This window comes from Gluconobacter albidus (assembly GCF_002723915.1).
Lineage (GTDB): Bacteria > Pseudomonadota > Alphaproteobacteria > Acetobacterales > Acetobacteraceae > Gluconobacter > Gluconobacter albidus.
In genome coordinates, this window is the sequence record NZ_BEWL01000020.1 from 1 (window position 1) to 17,642 (window position 17,642).

Here is a 17,642-nt window from a genome sequence, read left to right on the forward strand (position 1 = left end):
TACGCGCCTGTTAAATGTCGTGTTACCTCAATGGTTTGGAACGGATGCGTTCAAAGTCCCGTCCCATATGTAGGGGATGGCCAGCAAACCGGAAGGGAAGGTTGTTGGATTTAAGAACGAATCCATTTTGGGATATAGAATATTTGCAGCAGTATTGCGGATATGTAGATTGATTTTGAGGTCTTGATCAGCGGGAAGAAGAAATGACGCGCTTTGTTCGATGCTTTTTCCTATCTGGCGCCCATTCACGAAGCATCTCACTGTGCCTGCAATTTTTGGTAAGACTAGATAGAGATTTTTCTTATGGCATCTGTTGAAATTGGATAGGTGTAGAGTATAGATACCTAAGCCGGAAAAATGCTCAAATCCCTGTTGTTCCCAGCCGCATTCAACAGCGATAGGCACTGGACGGGTATTGGGATTTGACTGAAAGATCCATCCTCCTTCGAGCATTTTTTTGTAAGGAGTAGAAAAGCTGTCTTTGTTCTGTATGGGCAAACACTGGGCTTCTGCGGCTATGTCAGATAATTCAAAGGTTAAAAGCTGCCTGGGCCTAAGGGAAAGAATGCAGGTTGTATCGGCTGGGATAAAAACCGGGGATATTGCCGACGCGGTGTCACATCGCCATTCCAGAAGAATCCGTTCCTGTAACGCTGGGGCAAGCGTGGCTGTTCTTTCCCAATCTGAGTCATTAAAGACAGCTACGCGTAACAGGGAGGGGGTCAATCTCTGTAACGTGATCCTTTGAGGTTGATCTTCGATTGTCAGAAGAGGTGACGAGAAGGTTTCTGCAATAAGACGGGTAATTTCCGAAGTCGTGATAACCGGCCCTTCGATCCGCTGCGTTCTGTCATTTCGGGAGGTTGTGACGATTTTTCCTGATCTGAGCAGGCGTCCTCCTGTACGGGAGAACTCTTCAAGGATTGAGAGAGTTTGAAGATCGTGGACGACGGTGACGTCTGGCAGAATGATGGTATCGAACTGGCCTGAAACCATATGCAGGCAGCCGTTTCTGACAGTTTCCTGACGGATCTGCCTTTCGTCAATAATCGTATATCCGATGCCTGCGTCCATCAGTGCCCTGGCCCAAATGCCGAAATGCGCTGCGCAGTCCGGGATACTGCTGGCTGCCCTGAGATCTTCCAGAGGATAGAACAAGGCTACCGATCGCACTGGTACTCCATCTTCCAGAAAAGCCGAGAGACGTGCGAGTTCTTCCAGAACATCCGGTGCGTCGTCCCACCAGGGCTGAAGATTGAATCCTGGAGCAAAGTCGAAATGCGGGTCTGACTGGTGCGTGGGGTTCGGGTGGATCGCGTCCGGCAGGAAGAGGGCATGGAGCAGAACGCGACGTGCGCCTTGAAGGATATGACGGATCATCTGGGCGCGTAGTCGGGAAAGTGAAAGGTCCCATTGTCCATGCAGGGACGGTCGGCCTACTTCCCGCCCAGTAGAATATTGTTCGACCGTGCAACGCGTACGCCCATGCGCACGGGCAAGAGAATCTCCCAGTATAGCGGAAAGCTGTGGGCTGTAATCGGCAGCATCCGTGACGCTCTGGGTTTTGAATGTGTCGATATCAAAATAATCTCCGCCTGGAGAGACGCGCGCATCAATACCGCCCAGCCCTCCGAGAAGATTCCAGCCACCGACATGGGGCAACAGTTCATGGCCGGTAAGGCCAATGTCATGTGCGTCGCACCATCGCCTGAGAGTTCCGAAAAAGGCATGATGCATCTGTCGGGCATAGGTTTCAAACAGATATGCGCGCTGCGATGCGGCCTGTGGATCCGTGCCATAAACCGCGTCCAAAAGGACAATACCGTCGATACCAGTCTCAATCAGGCTGTCGTCCCAGAGAAGGGAATTGTGGATTGCGTCGGGTCCGGACGCTGAGTTCTGGCCGTTCCATGTGTAGAAACCTGCATAAGGATGGTCGAAGAAAAATGCCTCTGCTCTGGGAAAAGCCTCTCGCAGGGGAGCGTAGACGCGGTCGGAAAAGCGTTCAGCCGTTTCCGGCAGAAGGTAGTTGACCAGCCGGGATGTCAGGCATGTCGCTGCCACGAAGAGGGCAACGGGGCTTCCGTCCGGGAGATCTGGGGCAGTGATCTGTAAGGTGCAACCGCTGTCGCCTGTTTCAAGAAATCTGATTTGGGAAGGCTGAAGCAGTGTCCGGGACGCTATGACGCCACCGGCGACGATCTGCCACAAGCCCCATTGGGCCCTGCCGCCCTCATATGTCCAGCGTCTTGCGGCCGGTCCGAGAAAATCCAGAAATGTGGCGTCGATGTCTGAAATCTGAAGCGTGGCCTGCCCGTTCTGGAGGCTTCCGGAAGTCCAGAACAGGTGTCGTTCACGGAGATGATCGGCGCCCTGAACAGTGAGGCCCCCTCCATGTCCCGACATCCAGCCATATTCATCGTAGATCTCAATGCTGAGTCCGTGTTCCTCTGCCAGATCCGAGACGAGACGGCACAGGGCCAGATAGTCAGGGGACAGATAGTCGGACAGGGGCATGGCGAGCCGTGCCTGTACGAGAATACAGCCCAGCCCGGCACGTTTCATGTCCGCGATGGCCTCGCGGCACATCTGAGGCGTGGGCAGGTGGTGCCAGAACCAGAAGGCCGCAGTCCGGAAGCGGTTTTCGGGTGTCTGAAACCAGTCAGGCAATGCCGGGGTGTTCACGCCGCAATCAGCGTGGTGAGGTAGAGATCGAGCCGTTGTCCGCGACGCATACCGGACAGGTCTATGTTCGGGTTCTGTGTGGCGGAGAGGGGGCTGCCATCCACACGAAGTTCCACGATCCGCGCGGCGTAGGTCGGACCGGGCGTCAGAACCCCCTGCTGGCCTTCATGGGCGTGGATGCGACAGCTCATGAGCGCTTCACTGATGGTGAGTTCTGTCAGGCGGCCTGTTCCAGTCCAGGAGAGGATCTCTTCCTGACCACGGAAGAGCGTCATGCGGCCGTTTGTGACAGCCATGATGACCTGTCCGATGGGTGTGTGGATCGGGCCAAGTGTGACGTCCGTCCCTGTATTATGCAGCTCCCAGCCTGCCCAGGGGTTAATGTCCATAACGTCTGCAACACCCAGCATGGGCAGCATCGCACCCCAGGAATAGAACAGGTCCGTATCCGGTTGGTCGTTGGCCTCGCCTGTTATTGCCGAGTAATTTTCTGCGGCAATCCTGCGTTCCGTCCATGACTGGTTGAAAAGCGCCATGCTGCGTTCGGCGAGCAGGGATGCTTCTGCGACAAAACCGTAGCGCCGCAGACCATGCCACACAAAATAGTTCACATTTGGCCAGATACGGCCCCGCCAGTAGACGTTATCTGCAAAAGCAGGATCATCCCGGCTGACATTGGGGATCATAAACGGGCCGTTGAAGCGGGCCGGATCAGAGAAATGTCCGATCAGGGACTGTGCCTGTTCAGGTGTTGCGGCACCGCAGATCAGCGGGAAGAAGCTTGTGGGGCCGACACTGTGGACGAAACCGCCGTGGCGTTGGCGATTGGCAAAAATTCTGCGTTCATGATCCCACAGATGTTCCCGGATTTTGCTACGGGTATTGTTTGCCAGTGCATTGAAAGTCTGTGCGTCTTCAGTGCGTCCCAGCTCCCGCGCAATATGCGCCAGACATTCCGCATCAAGCGTCAGAGAGCAGTTCAGTCCGACATCAAGCAATGACAGCGTGCGTGTTTCGGGGCTGTAGAGCGCTTCGTCATGGGTTGGGGAATTGTCCATCCCCGTTTCGTTGCGGGCTCCGAAGTGGGTGCCTTTGTACAAAGATTCTCCGACATCGGATGTTCCGCACGAGACAAGCCCCATGCCGTCGGGATCACGTTCACGTCGCCACCACATGTGATTGCGGGATAATGCCTCGTAATGACACTCGAGGAATGACCTTTCGCGCTGGCGCAGATAAATCATCCACGTCATGAATGCGCCGTTCGGAGCTTGTGTCCGGTCCACCCATGTGTCGTTCGATGTGGCGAGGCAGGCAAAATTGCCTTGAGGCGTTGCGCTTGCTGTCGCTACCGCCATGTTCTCTCGCGCAGTCTGTCCATCAATGAGGGCGGTCATCAATGCAGAATAAGTCTGATCGTTGTACCAGACTGCGAATGTCCCCAGATTCCAGATCCGGCTGAAAGTGGTATAAGGGCGACGATTGATGCCGTCATACAGGGTGTTCCAGGCCATAACATCACGAACGGCATCCAGGGCCCCGGCGTGACGTCCGATCTGGGCGGGAAGTACAGGTTCTTTCTCAAAAGCGCGCTCAAGTGCCGCCCGGGCCTTCGCGACGGCCAGCACTTCACTATCCGCGACGGCTGCGGCGAAGCGCCCTTTGCGCATCATTTCCAGATTGAACCGTAATGCGATGACGGTGGCGGATGTGCCTCTGCTGCCTGTATGGAAATAGCCGTTATCGTCGAAATCTTTTGCGACGGCTTCCAGAGACTCATGGGCCGTGACCTGCACGGAGGCCATGTCGCCCATCAGGGCTACATACCGGTAGCCCAGCCGGATGACGGCGGCTTCCCCGTTATAGGTCACTGTGGTGCCACACTCGGAAGACAGACACAGTGTCAGCCAGTATCGTAGTCCCCATTCCGCGAGGACTTTCCCCTCCCATGTCCCCAGCAGGCAATAGGGATCATCTTTCTCATAGCGGAATGCGATTTCCGTCCCACCATGCCGGGTTTCGAACTCCACCAGCCTTCCGTCCATGTCATGACGGCCGAACAGAAGATCCTTTCCCGGCGGAAGCAGTGTCGCGCTGCGCTGGCTGGTGGAATAGAGCAGGGGCGTCACATGAACGCCCAGTGGCAGGAATGTCATTGCTGCCGGTCGGTCGGACCAGGTGTTCCATGCGCGGGCCGGGGCCACGGTGCTCTCAACAATCATGATGGATCCAGTTCGCTGCTATGGTCAGGGCAATGTCCGGGTTTTCTTGCGCCGCTACGTCTGTTGGCGTCGTCAAGGATCTGTGTCAGTCGGATTTCGTCCAACTCAAGGCCGAACGACCAGCAGAGCGTGTCGTAGATACCAAGGAAGGAACGGCGGCAGGAAGCAAGCAGCGTTTCGGTCCCGGCGATGCCCTGACCCGTCACACCGGCAAGCCACGCGACCAGATCGTCCTGTACGCCCGGAACTTCCAGCGCCTGTCCGGGCGGGGTGTGCGGATCGAGCCATCGCGCTGCTGTGGCATCGCCCGTGACATGAAGGGGAGCCGAGAGGCGGATATCGCGGGATGATGCCCCGATTTCGATGCTGACCTCTCCGGCAGGGACGGCCCAGTCGTCCCGTACGGTGTCGAAATAGGCGAGATTGCGGCGGCTTAGCGTCATGTCCACGACGCGGCTTTCTCCCGGCTCCAGACAAACCGTCGCAAACCCTTTCAGGGCCCGGAGCGGATGGTGGGGGAGCGCCCGGTTTGGGGCGGTTGGAGTCCGCCCGAGGTAAAGCTGACAGACTTCCCAACCGGTCCGGGCGCCGGTGTTGGACAGTGTGAAGCGGACGGTCACGTCATCCGCTCCGGTCGTCAGTTCCAGCGCGGCGTAGGTAAAGGACGTGTAGGACAGTCCGTGGCCGAATGGGAAAAGCGGCTGTATGTGGCGGATGTCGAAAAACCGGTATCCGACAAAAATGCCTTCCCGATACAGATGTGTTCCCTGTTCACCGGGATATCCCAGAAAGGCAGGGCAGTCTTCCGGTCGCACAGGCCATGTAACAGACGTTTTGCCGGACGGGTTGGTATGCCCGAACAGGATATCGGCCACGGCCTGTCCCAGGCCGGCCCCTGCATAGCCTGCCGAGAGAATGGCCTGCACGTTGTTGGCCCATGGCAGCACGACGGCATCCGGATGGGTCAGAACCACGACGATCCTGTCATGGATCTTCGTCAGTTCGGTAATCAGGCGATCATGTGCCGGGCATAGCCCCAGATCGGGCCGGTCGGCGTTTTCGCCGCTGATGCAGGGCGGCGTGGAGGCGAAGACGATGACGGTTTCGGCCGTGCGCGCTGCGGCAAGGGCTGCGCCCTGACGGTGTGCGTCATGGTTGCCATCCTCACCCCAGCCGGGCTCCCAGTGAAGGGATATGCCGTCCGGGGCCGTTATACGCAGGCAGTCCAGCGGAATATCGCACCGGATGGGGCGGACGGCGGCGCTTCCGGCCCCCTGAATTTCAGGCAAGACCGCGCCTGTGCCAATGACCAGCAGGCGTTTACCGGGTTCCGGGGTGAGAGGCAGGACGTTATTCTGGTTGCTCAGCAGAACGCAGGCGCGGGCGGCCGCCTTGCGGGCGAGATCGTGATGGGTCGCGAAATCCGGGCGTGAAACGGGCAGTCGGCGCTGGGCATCCATGATCCGCAGGGTGAGGGCAGCGATATGGGTACAGGCTTGGTCCAGCGCAGCCTCAGGCACCTTCTTGTTCAGGACTGCGCTTTCAAGCCGTCGCCTGCGGGCGGCATTGAACGGCATATCCAGATCGTTTCCGGCCTTTACGGCGGCTGGGAGATCCTGAATCCCGTGCCAGTCAGACATGATCACACCGTCATAGTGCCACCGTCCCCGGAGGACCCCGCGCAGGAGCCACGGGTTCTGTGATGTCTGAATCCCGTTGAGCCGGTTGTAGGACGTCATGATCGTCCACGGGTTACTCCGGGCAATCGCGCGCTCGAAACCCAGAAAATACAGTTCGTGCAGCGCGCGGGGCTCGACGACGGAATCCATGCTGATGCGTTCAACTTCGGAATTGTTGCACGCAAAATGCTTGAGAGATGCTCCCACGCCCTTGTCCTGAAGACCCCGGATGACTCCGGCTGCCATGTCTCCCGTCAGGATCGGGTCTTCGCTGAAATACTCAAAACCCCGCCCCGCCAGCGGTGAACGGCGCAGGTTGATGCCCGGTCCGAGCAGAATCTGCGCGCCTGCAGCCCGGCACTCGATCGCCAGTGCCTCCCCGATCTCATGGGCCAGTTCGATGTCCCAGCTGTTGGCCAGAACGGACAGTGCAGGAAAACAGGTTGCCGGCACGCTCTTGCCGAGCAGGACATTGCTGTCACGACTTTCCGGATCGTCAGTTGTATCAACGGCATCGAGGAACGCCCCGAGATCGGCATTCTGTGGGTCTGTGGAGATCTGATCCGGTACGACGCGCAGGCCGTTGGAACCATCGACCATCAGTAATGACGGCAGTCCCAGTCGGGGCACGCCCGTCGTGCGCCACAGGCCGTTGCCGCAGACGAGGTCGAGCTTCTCCGTGATTGTCATCTGCGTGACGATGGCGCCGGCCTCACTTCGGAATGCGTTTGCCATGTCAGATCCCCTCTAGCGCAACGGGAGTTTCAGGCTGAAGGGTGCGCGTTATCTCGTCTTCGGAAGGGTAAAGCAGGATGACCAGGACCGAGAGCAGGGCGATGCAGGCCGGGACACCCAGAAAACCGAACGTGATAAAGGCGCGTGCGGTCTGTGTCTGTGTGACGGCATGGGGAACATAGCCGCCCCAGCCCAGAATCGCTGCAGAAAGCGAGCCGCCGACGGCCCAGGCGACCTTTCCCGCAAAGCTGTTCACGGAATAGGCCATTCCGGACGCCCGAACGCCCGTAACGACTGTACCGTAATCAATGGAATCCGCGACCATCGCATAGAAAACAGGCAGGGTCATGCCTTGGAAAAAGCAGATCATGCCAAAAACGGCGACCAGATAGACCGCGCTATTCGGGCCATAGGCAAACAGGGCCAGACCGATTGCAGAGAGAATATAGGGCAGCACAATCGTCAGTTTCTGTCCGACATGGCGGGCAAGCCAGGGCGAGCACATCACTCCCAGAACCTTGCTGGCCCCCATCATCGAGATGAGCAGCCCTCCGAAATACTGCGGGCGATGCAGGACTTCTGTCGCGTAATACAGCGACAGGCCATAGAACGCCGTCAGATTGATGTAGAACAGGCTCAACACGATCGTGACGATCACCCATGCCCGGTTGCGGAACAGGGAGCCGAGCAGAACCCGGATGGGGCTGTCATTCGCTTCCAGATCATGACGCTCGCGGCAGGTGAAAAAAGGAATGAGCGCCAGTCCTCCGCCTACGGCCCCTGCAACGGCCATCGCCAGCGGGTATCCCAGCTTCTCGTTACCAGCACCAAACAGATGCACCATTGGCAGGATGGACGATCCGACCAGAAACGTCGCGAGTGTTGCGCCCATCATGCGGAAAGTGGACAGGGAGAGACGGTCCTCCCGGTTGCGGGTCATGACGTTGGGCAACAGCCCATAGGGCACGATGACGAGCGAGAAGAGTATACCCATCACGAGATAGGTGGCGTAGGCCCAGGCGAGACGTCCTCCTGCTCCAAGTGGCAGGGGCAGAAAACAGCAGAATGTCAGGAGGCCGAGTGGTAGCGAAAACCATTTCAGGTAAGGCCGGACGCGCCCCCCGAACAGGATGCGATGGTCGATCAGATATCCGATGACCGGGTCCACCACGCTGTCGACCACCCGTGCCAGAAGCATCAGCAGGGCAACAGAGGATGCGGAGAGACCGTAAACATTGGTATAGTAATAGATGAGATAGGCCCCGGTAATTCCAAACAGGGCATTCCCTGCCAGATCGCCGAAACCGAAGCTCATCCGTTCCCACAGTGCAGGGCGCTGGTTGTTCGTCGTGCCGTTCATGCAGCCATCCGGTTGTAAGCGCTGGGCTGCCTTTTCTTCATCCTGAAAAGGCAGCGCCGGGGAAGTCCGGTCCGGACAGGGGAGTGTCAGAAGTCTGCTTTCACCCCACCGAAGAACTGGCGGGGTGCGCCCACGACCAGCGACTGGTAATCGCCCGAAAGCGGATTGCCGCCGTCATCACCGGTCATGATCAGGTAGCGTGACCCTGTCAGATTGGTGACGTTAAACGATGCTGTCAGATTTTCCAGACGTCCGATGCGGCCGAAATTGTAGCGTGCCCCGAAATTGACCAGCCAGTAGGACGGAAGGGAGGTGTCGTTCGTGTAGCTGAACGGACGGCTGCTGGTGTAGAGCGCGTCGATGTTAAAGCTGGCCTTCTTGTAGGTGTACTCCGCCGTCGCCTTGTACATCAGGTCCGGATAGTTCACGACGTGCTTGCCCTTGGTGGCATAGGTCGTGCCCTGCTGGCTGATGTTGTTGTCGTAGGTCGAGTGGTTGTAGCTGATCGAGTTAAAAATCGAGAGACCACGCAGCGGGCGCAGGGTCAGACCGGCATCCACGCCGTTCATCGTCACACCGCCGAGGTTCAGCACCGTTGTCTGCGGGTTGGTCTGGCTGCCCTGGACCAGCGCGCCCAGACGGTTTGAGAAGTTTACGCGATAGGCACTGACCGAGAAATCCACACGCCGCTGCGTAAAGCGGTAGCCAACCGAGTAGGCCCAGCTGGTCTCGGGTTTGACGGAGCTGCGTGACAGATCGAAGGCCTCCTGCGAGACGGCAAACGGCGATGCCGACAGGTGATAGCCGCTTTCCGGATAGGCGCGCATGTTCTTGGCGATATCGAAATACAGCTCATGATGCGTCAGGAAATGCCAGTCCCCGCTGAAATGCGGCAGGAACGCCCCGAATGTCGTCAGACCTACGCCGCCGGCAAGAGCATTGGTGCCGGTATAGGGTTCGTAATTTCCTGTCTGTCCGACATGGGTCGTGCTCAGCATGGATTTGAAACCTGCATGGAGCGAAAGGTCTTTGACCGGGCGCCAGGTGTCCTCGATGTAGGTCTGCATCGTGTTGGTATTGTAGGTCTGCCCCCAGAGCTTGGCGAAAGGGTCGGACCATTTGCGGAAAGGATTTGGCGTCAGCGTCTGACCGTCGGCAAGAAGCGGGTCGTTGTAGGCGAACATGTTCGAGACGTATTTGTTGTTCTCGTACCAGATGCCGCCATGAATTTCGTGTTTCCCAATATCATACGTCATGCTTGACGTCAGGCCGAAGCGTTGGATATCGGGCTGCTTGACGATTTCGGAAAGGGGGGCGCCGTTCGCTGACGCCATCCAGGGGTCAGACCACTGCGTATTGGCCTTCTGGTTGTGGCCGTACACGACGGAATCCCACCGCAGATGATCCGCCAGCTTCAGATGAAAATTCAGTCCTCCCAGCAGATCGCGGGAAGCCGTTGTTCCGGCGTAGTAGGATACATCCTTCGGGTCGCTGGTTTTGTCTTCGCCGTGCGAGTAGATCCCCTGTGCGGCGTTATAGGCCAGTCGATAATTCGGATAGTAGTTGGAGATGCCGTAACCCAGCTTCTGGACCGTCTCCAGTGTTTCGGACTGGTAGTTGAACTGCTGGACATCCGCCCAGTCGAACAGGAGCGAGACGCTGCTTTCATTATGGATCGGCTGCACCAGCTTCAGGTTAGCCTGCTGGAAGAACTGGGTGCCATAGCCTTTCCACAGTTTGGTGTCGTTCCGCATGTAGGACACGTAGAACTTGGTCCCGGTGGGGTTCAGCTTGCCGCTGTCGATACGGATGAAAGCGTGGGTGGTGGCGTTGCTTCCGCCGGTCGCGGCCAGCGTGCCACCGAACTTGTCCTTGGGATCAGACGACGAAATCATGATTGCACCGCCGAGCACATTGGTGCTGGGCATGTCCACGGCGCCCGCGCCCTGTGACATCTCCATATGACCAACATTCTCGGATGACAGCGCGGCAACAGCGTTCAAACCGTTATAGTTGCGATAGACGGACTCACCGAGTGGAATACCGTCCAGTGAAAAGCCGATCTGGTTCTGCGAGAACCCGTGGATATAGAGTTTGACGCCGCCCGTATCGACGCCCTGCGCATCGTCCGATTGAAACAGGACACCTGGCACGTTCTGCAACGCTTTCATGACGGAAGTTCCGGCAACAGCGTTTGTGAAAACGTGTTGGGAGATGACGGTCTGTGCACCATGAGAAACACGCCGTCCCTGAACTTGCATAAGTTCGGGTTGCATGGCGCGGGCCGAAGCGTGCCGTGCGGCAGATGGTCTGGACGCAGGGAGCGTGTGCTGTGGATGCGCCTTTCCCTTACGGACATGCTGCGATTTTTCTGCCGCCCACCCGTATGAGGGAATGACGGCCAGCACTGTGGAAAGCAGAGCCATGTGGCGTAACGCGAGTTTGTTCTGAGAGACGATACGCATTGAGATCAATCCTTGCTCTCACACGGGTCGGATGGGATGGCAATCTGATAACGGGAAAACGTCACGTTTCGATCTTATAACGTATAAACGATATTATGAACGACAATTCGATTCTGCAACAAAAAAGAATCTCCCGAAAAGCACTGTCTTACAGCCATTGTTTTTCGTTTTTCCGGATACTCCGTTCAGAGATTGTGTAGCTATTACTGATGTGTACGTCATTAATCAGAAGCAGGGCAGCAGAGGCGTGCGTGGACAGGGGAAGTGACTGAGGCATTGCGAGATGTGGCATGGGGTGCTGGCCTTCTTTCTGGATGGGTGGGGGTATCCGGGGTATTTGTCGCGCGCTGTGAAGGGAAGGCGATCGGGAAATTTGGATATACAATCCCTCCAGAGGCTGTAAAAATCTTTTGGGGTTTCAATGGAGAAAAATCCGATGTCGCGTGATGCAGATTACGAGCTTTGCAATCAGATCGGATATCTTCTCCGGCGCGCCTATCAGCGACACACGATCATCTTTCAGCGTGAAATTCCCGACGATCGGCTGACCTCTGCCCAGTTTGCAGCCATGGTGACAGTCTATCGGCTGAAGGAAGCCCCTCTCGTACAGATCAGTGCCGCGACCGGCATTGATCACGCAACTTTGCGTGACATCGTCATGCGTCTTCGCAAGAGAGGACTGGTGAGCATTGTTCAGGATCGCAATGATCGCAGGCAGCGTATCGTGTCCCTGACACCGGAAGGGCTCATCCTTGTCGAGAGTACGATTCCAAGTGCTGCGGATGTGACAGCCCGTACGCTGGCACCGCTTGATGCGTGCGAGAGGGTTGCGGCGCTCCATATCCTGAAAAAACTGGCGTTTTTCGAAGACTGAAAACTCCGGAATATATCTCAAACAGGAAACGAAACGGAATCGTCATAATTTTCTTGACGCACCCGGAAGGACTGTGAATTATTCATATATAGTGTGTACGCCATTATTGTTGGGCTCTCTTGCTCCGCGATGGCCAGCAGCAGAAGGGCAATCAGATGTCGGGTGGTGTTCGGGTCGGTATTGTGGGGGCTGGTCTTGGTGGCGTTGCTGCAGCGGGGCTTTTGCAGCGTAAGGGCTTTGACGTAACGCTTTATGATCAGGCGCCCGGTTTTTCCCGGCTGGGGGCAGGCATCCAGTTTGGCCCTAACGTCCTGAAAATCCTTGCCCATCTTGATGGTCTGGACAAAAAACTCGAGGAAATTTCCTGCCTTCCTGACTACTGGGTCAGCCGAAACGGAACAGATGGCTCGGTTCTTGCAAAAATCCCGCTGAATGCGGAGCGTGAGCGCTACGGTGCACCTTACATCACCATTCATCGTGGTGATCTGCATCAGGCGATGCTTGATTGCATTGAGCCTGACCGCATCAAATGGGGCCACAAACTCGTCGATTTTACGGATAACGGTAAGACCGTTTCGCTGGAATTCGAGAACGGTTCTACGGATAGCGTAGACATTCTGGTTGCAGCAGACGGAATAAATTCGCGTGTACGTGAGAAAATCTTCGGTCTGGAAGAAGCTCTCTATACCGGCTGGATCGCGCATCGGGCGATCATTCCCGGTGCCGCCGCGAAGGCTCTGGGAGCGGATGTCAACGCCAAGTGGTGGACCGCTGACCGCCATATTGTCTGCTACTATCTCGATCGCAAGGAAGAGGAATTCTATCTGGTAACGGGAGAGCCGGCGGAATGGACCAGCCGGGCCGGTCAGCTTCCTTCTACGCGTGAAGAGTTCAAGGCGGCGTTCGCGGATTATCATCCGATGGTTCAGGGCTATATCGATGCGGCGGAAACCGTGACGAAATGGCCGCTCAAGACGCGTGAGCCGCTGTCGAAATGGTATGAGGGCCGTGTGGTGCTTCTGGGTGATTCCTGTCATCCGATGAAGCCCCATATGGCACAGGGTGCAGCCATGGCAGTCGAGGACGCAGCTGTGCTGACACGCTGTCTGAGCGAGCTCGGTGTTGCCGATCTGGATGCGACGTTCGAGGCCTATTACGGGGCCCGCAAGGAGCGTGCGACCAAGGTCCAGAGCATTTCCAACGCCAATACTTGGCTGCGTCAGCCTGAAGATCCGTACTGGTGCTACGGCGATAATGTCTACGACCTGAAACTGACATCCTGACGTGAAGGAGAGGGACGCTATGACGGACAGCGTCTTTCTGATGGTGAACGGGGAACGGCGTGAGGTTCACGCTGCCCCTGGCAAACCACTTCTGACGGTGCTGCGCAATGATCTTGGTCTGAATGGCCCGAAATTCGGATGCGGACTGGGAGAATGCGGGGCCTGTACCGTACTGCTGGATGGCAAGGCCGCGCGAAGCTGCGTGGTTCGGGTTGAAACCGCCGCTGCGTGCGCGTCCGTCGTAACGCTGGAGGGGCTTTCCTCTGACGGGTCCGATCCGGTCCAGAAGGCTTTTATCAAGGCACAGGCCGCGCAGTGCGGATATTGCCTGAACGGAATGGTCATGACGGTAAAGGCGTTTCTGGATGCCGTGCCTGATCCTGACGAGGCAGCGCTGAAAGAGGCGTTGCGATATAATCTGTGCCGCTGTGGCACTCATGTTGAAATCATGAAAGCCGCCTGCATCGCGGCAGGTCTTGTAAAGGGAGAGCCCTGATAATGCAGGCATCGCTCCCTACGGGCTCCCTCAGCATTTTCCGTCCTGCGCAGCCTCCGAAAGGACTGGCGGCACGGGGCGGCTTTATTCCCAAAGACGAGATTTTCCTGCGCATCACGGCTGACGATCAGGTCGTGGCGTTCTGCGGGCATGTGGATCTGGGAACGGGGATTGCGACGTCTCTGGCGCAGATCGTGGCGGAAGAGCTTGATGCCCGTCCGGCGCAGGTGCGGATGGTGCTGGGCCATACCGAAGACACGCCCGATCAGGGCGCGACGATTGCGAGCGAGACCATTCAGGTCACGGCCATTCCACTTCGCCGGGCAGCAGCGCAGGCGCGGCATCTCCTGCTGGAACGTGCAGCGGAACTGACAGGTCGGACGGTTGGGACCATAACGCTGCGGGAGGGTGAGCTGGTCTGTGAACCGCCTTTGCCGAACCGGGTCTATCGGATCGGAGATCTGGTCGAGGGCGTGGAACTGCGGGTGCTGCTCGATGATGCGGCGGCGGTGAAAAGTACGTCAGAATATCGTCTGGTGGGGCGTGACATGCCACGCGTCGATATTCCGGACAAGGTGACGGGCCGGGCAGTCTATGTGCATGACGTCCGTGTGGACGGGATGCTGCATGGGCGCGTCGTGCGGCCGCCTTATGAGGGTTACGATCACGGACCGTATGTCGGACGGGCGCTGCTTTCGGTTGATCGGGAGTCTGTGACGCATCTTCCAGGTGTGGTGGATGTGGTCGTGGTCGGCGATTTCGTGGGTGTAGTGGCCGAACGCGAGGAACAGGCTGCGGCTGCCGCAGAAGCATTGCGGGTCAAGTGGGCGCCTGTTGCACTGCCGGATCTGACCGATCCGGTCGAGGCCGTGCGGGATAATCCTGCAACGCCGCGCGTTGTGCTGGATCGCGGCACGCTTGAAGACGGTCTGGCAGGTGCGAAGACTGTTCTGGAGCGGGAATATTTCTGGCCGTACCAGATGCATGGCTCCATCGGTCCGTCCTGTTCAGTGGCGGACTGGCAGGATGGAAAGCTGAAACTCTGGTCTGGGACACAGAACCCGCACATGCTACGCGCGGATCTGGCGCTGCTGATGGGCCTGTCTACGGCGGATATCCAGGTCATCCGGCATGAGGCCGCCGGGTGCTATGGGCGTAACTGCGCAGATGATGTGGGCGGCGACGCAGCCCTGCTGTCGCGCGCGGTGGGGCGGCCGGTGCGGGTGCAGCTTTCGCGCGAGCAGGAGCATGTCTGGGAGCCGAAAGGTGCTGCACAGCTCGTGCGGATCCGGGGCGGAATTGATGCGTCCGGGCAGCCTGTCGCGTATGATCTGGACACCAGTTATCCGTCCAATGTCTCGCCATTGCTGGCGCTGGTGCTGACGGGTGTGGTTCCGGCAGACGTGCCGTCTGTGGCGCAGATGGGGGATCGGACGTCTGTTCCGCCCTATGATTATCCCAACGCGCGGGTGACGGTTCAGGACATGCCCCCGATTGCGCGGGCATCCTGGTTTCGGGGCGTTTCTGCGCTTCCGAACAGTTTTGCGCATGACAGCTATATCGACGAGCTGGCGGCGGAGGCCGGGGCTGATCCGCTGGAATACCGTCTGGATCATCTGCCGGACCAGCGGGCCTGCGAACTTCTGAAGGCGACGGCGGATCGGGCTGGGTGGACATATCAGGCCGGGCCGGTCGAGGTTGATCCGCAGGCCCGCGTGCTGAAGGGACGGGGACTGGCCTATGCGCAGTATGTGCATGGGACATTTCCCGGCACGGCGGCGGCGTGGTCGGCCTGGGTTGCGGATGTGGAGGTAGATCGTCAGTCCGGCGTGGTAAGTGTCACGCGGGCGGTGGTTGGCCAGGATGCAGGCATGATGGTGAACCCGGCTGGGGTGCGCCATCAGCTTCAGGGCAATGTCATCCAGTCTACGAGCCGGATCCTGCGCGAAGAGGTCCAGTTCGACGAAAAGGGCGTGGAGAGCAGGGACTGGGGTGGCTATCCGATCCTGACTTTCCCGGAGCTTCCGGCGATCGAGCCCGTTCTGATGGAGCGGCAGGACCAGCCGCCTCTGGGGGCGGGAGAGTCCGCGTCCGTGCCGAGTGCGGCGGCGATTGCCAATGCGCTTTATGCTGCCACGGGCGTGCGTTTTCGCGATGTGCCATTCACGCCTGAAAAAGTGAAAGCACGGCTGGATGAGGCACTGGGTCCGCTGAGTGCGGAAGCGGTGCGACCACTGGCAGCGCTGGGTGTGGCTGGGCCGGAAATACGTCCGGCGATGGCACGGACGACGCTGGGCGCGAAGCTGCGTCGCGGGGCGTTTGCAGCGGCTTTTGCGACGGTGGGCGGTCTGATGGCGACGGTCATGCCCTGGCGGTCGGCAATTGCGCCGGTCTCACCGCCGGAAGCCGGGCTGTTTTCCGATGCTGCGATTGCACGGGGCGAGAAGGTTGCCGCCGCGGGGGATTGTGCGGTCTGTCATACGGCGCCGGGTGGGGTGACGAATGCGGGGGCATTCCCGCTGGAGACGCCGTTCGGGATCATCTATTCCACCAATCTGACGCCGGATGTGGATACCGGACTTGGGGCCTGGTCCTATGAAGCGTTCGAGCGTGCAATGCGTCATGGCATCAGCCGGGACGGGCGGCATCTCTATCCGGCGTTTCCCTATACGGCATTTGCAAAGACGAGCGATGCGGATCTGCGGGATCTGTATGCCTATCTGATGTCGCAGAAACCGGTGCGCAATGCGGTGCCGAAGACGGCGCTGAAGTTCCCGTACAACATGCGCTTCTCGATGGCGGGGTGGAACATGCTGTTCCATGATCCCGCGCCGTTCACGCCTGATCCGGCCCAATCTGAACAGTGGAATCGTGGGGCCTATCTGGCGGAAGGTCTGGGGCACTGCTCGGCGTGTCATACGCCGCGTAATGCGCTGGGGGCCGAGCGCTGGAAGAGTGCGTATCTGGCCGGGGGCGAGGCTGAGGGATGGTCCGCGCCCGCACTGAGCACGCTGTCGCGGTCTCCGTTGCCCTGGAGTGAGGACGATCTGTACGCCTATCTGCGGACCGGGTTCAGCCCGGCGCATGGTCCCGCGGGTGGGCCGATGGCGCCGGTCGTTCATTCCATGGCGGTCCTGCCGGATGCGGATGTGCGGGCGATTGCGCATTACATCGCGTCCTTCGATCGCAGGAATGCCGTCGAAGGCGCGGCGGCGCGTCGAGATGCGGTTCTGGAGCGCGCGCGCGGGCTGCAGTCGCTGGACCGGGGCGAGGGCTCGCGGATCTATAACGGAAGCTGTGCGAGTTGCCATGAAGGCGAAGGCGCGCATCTGTTCGGCGCGCGTCCCCAGCTTGCGCTCAACAGCAATATCCAGGCGGACAGCCCGGATAATCTCGTTCATATCATTCTCAAAGGTGTTTCGCAGCCTGCCTATGCGCAGGCGACCACCATGCCGGCATTCGGGGACATCCTGTCTGACCGCCAGATTGCGGAACTGGTTGCATATCTGCGGCGGACAATGGCTCCCGGTCGGTCCGAATGGACGGATCTGGAGGCTCATGTGGCCCGGCTCCGTGCTCAGATCCGCGCGAACGGAGGACACTGAGGATGGGTGAACGCTGGCTTCCGGTTTGGCGCCGGGCCCAACGGACGGACATGATCGCGCCTGACGAGCATCCGGGCGTGGGACAGACGGTCCTGCTCGGCGGCCAGCATGTCCTTGCGATGACGGGATCGACCGTTGTGGGGCCGCTGCTGATGGGGTTTGACCCCAATGTGGCGATCCTGTGCTCGGGGCTGGGGACGATCCTGTTCTTCCTCATCACCGGCGGTCGGATCCCGAG

10 protein-coding genes are annotated in these 17,642 nt (G+C 58.7%); 5 read left to right on the forward strand and 5 right to left on the reverse strand.

What is annotated here, in order from left to right; translation table 11 throughout:
* Positions 1-27: 27 nt before the first annotated feature.
* The 5 genes from GAL01_RS14575 to GAL01_RS14595 all read right to left on the reverse strand — a co-directional run bounded on the left by GAL01_RS14575 (position 28) and on the right by GAL01_RS14595 (position 11,146).
* Positions 28-2,685, reverse strand: a complete 2,658-nt coding sequence (locus GAL01_RS14575) for a hypothetical protein (RefSeq protein WP_145995657.1) — start codon at positions 2,683-2,685, stop codon at positions 28-30.
* Positions 2,682-4,907, reverse strand: coding sequence for an MGH1-like glycoside hydrolase domain-containing protein (locus tag GAL01_RS14580; RefSeq protein WP_062027675.1), 2,226 nt, complete (start codon positions 4,905-4,907; stop codon positions 2,682-2,684). Before GAL01_RS14580 ends, GAL01_RS14575 begins: the two co-directional genes overlap by 4 nt.
* A complete protein-coding gene (locus GAL01_RS14585) occupies positions 4,904-7,321 on the reverse strand; it encodes a beta-glucosidase family protein (RefSeq protein WP_062027673.1) in 2,418 nt (805 codons plus the stop codon). The genes GAL01_RS14580 and GAL01_RS14585 overlap by 4 nt, the downstream gene beginning before the upstream one ends.
* A gap of 1 nt (position 7,322) precedes the next feature.
* Positions 7,323-8,681: an MFS transporter gene (locus GAL01_RS14590; protein WP_062027671.1), complete on the reverse strand. Its 1,359-nt coding sequence runs from the start codon at positions 8,679-8,681 to the stop codon at positions 7,323-7,325.
* Between the two features lie 86 nt (positions 8,682-8,767).
* On the reverse strand, positions 8,768-11,146 hold the full coding sequence (locus GAL01_RS14595) for a TonB-dependent receptor (protein ID WP_062106211.1): 2,379 nt from the start codon (positions 11,144-11,146) through the stop codon (positions 8,768-8,770).
* A 436-nt stretch (positions 11,147-11,582) separates the two neighbouring features.
* Between GAL01_RS14595 and GAL01_RS14600 the strand changes: the two genes are divergently transcribed.
* The 5 genes from GAL01_RS14600 to GAL01_RS14620 all read left to right on the forward strand — a co-directional run.
* Complete coding sequence (locus GAL01_RS14600; protein WP_231865221.1) at positions 11,583-12,020, forward strand: MarR family winged helix-turn-helix transcriptional regulator; 438 nt, start codon at positions 11,583-11,585, stop codon at positions 12,018-12,020.
* Positions 12,021-12,175: 155 nt separating this feature from the next.
* Positions 12,176-13,303: an FAD-dependent monooxygenase gene (locus tag GAL01_RS14605; RefSeq protein WP_062027664.1), complete on the forward strand. Its 1,128-nt coding sequence runs from the start codon at positions 12,176-12,178 to the stop codon at positions 13,301-13,303.
* Between the two features lie 19 nt (positions 13,304-13,322).
* Positions 13,323-13,799 (forward strand): (2Fe-2S)-binding protein, encoded by a 477-nt coding sequence (locus tag GAL01_RS14610; RefSeq protein ID WP_062027661.1) that lies wholly within the window; start codon positions 13,323-13,325, stop codon positions 13,797-13,799.
* A gap of 2 nt (positions 13,800-13,801) precedes the next feature.
* Positions 13,802-17,404: a molybdopterin cofactor-binding domain-containing protein gene (locus GAL01_RS14615; RefSeq protein WP_062027660.1), complete on the forward strand. Its 3,603-nt coding sequence runs from the start codon at positions 13,802-13,804 to the stop codon at positions 17,402-17,404.
* A 2-nt stretch (positions 17,405-17,406) separates the two neighbouring features.
* The coding region (locus tag GAL01_RS14620; protein ID WP_276526890.1) for a solute carrier family 23 protein at positions 17,407-17,642 on the forward strand (236 nt) is incomplete at its 3' end.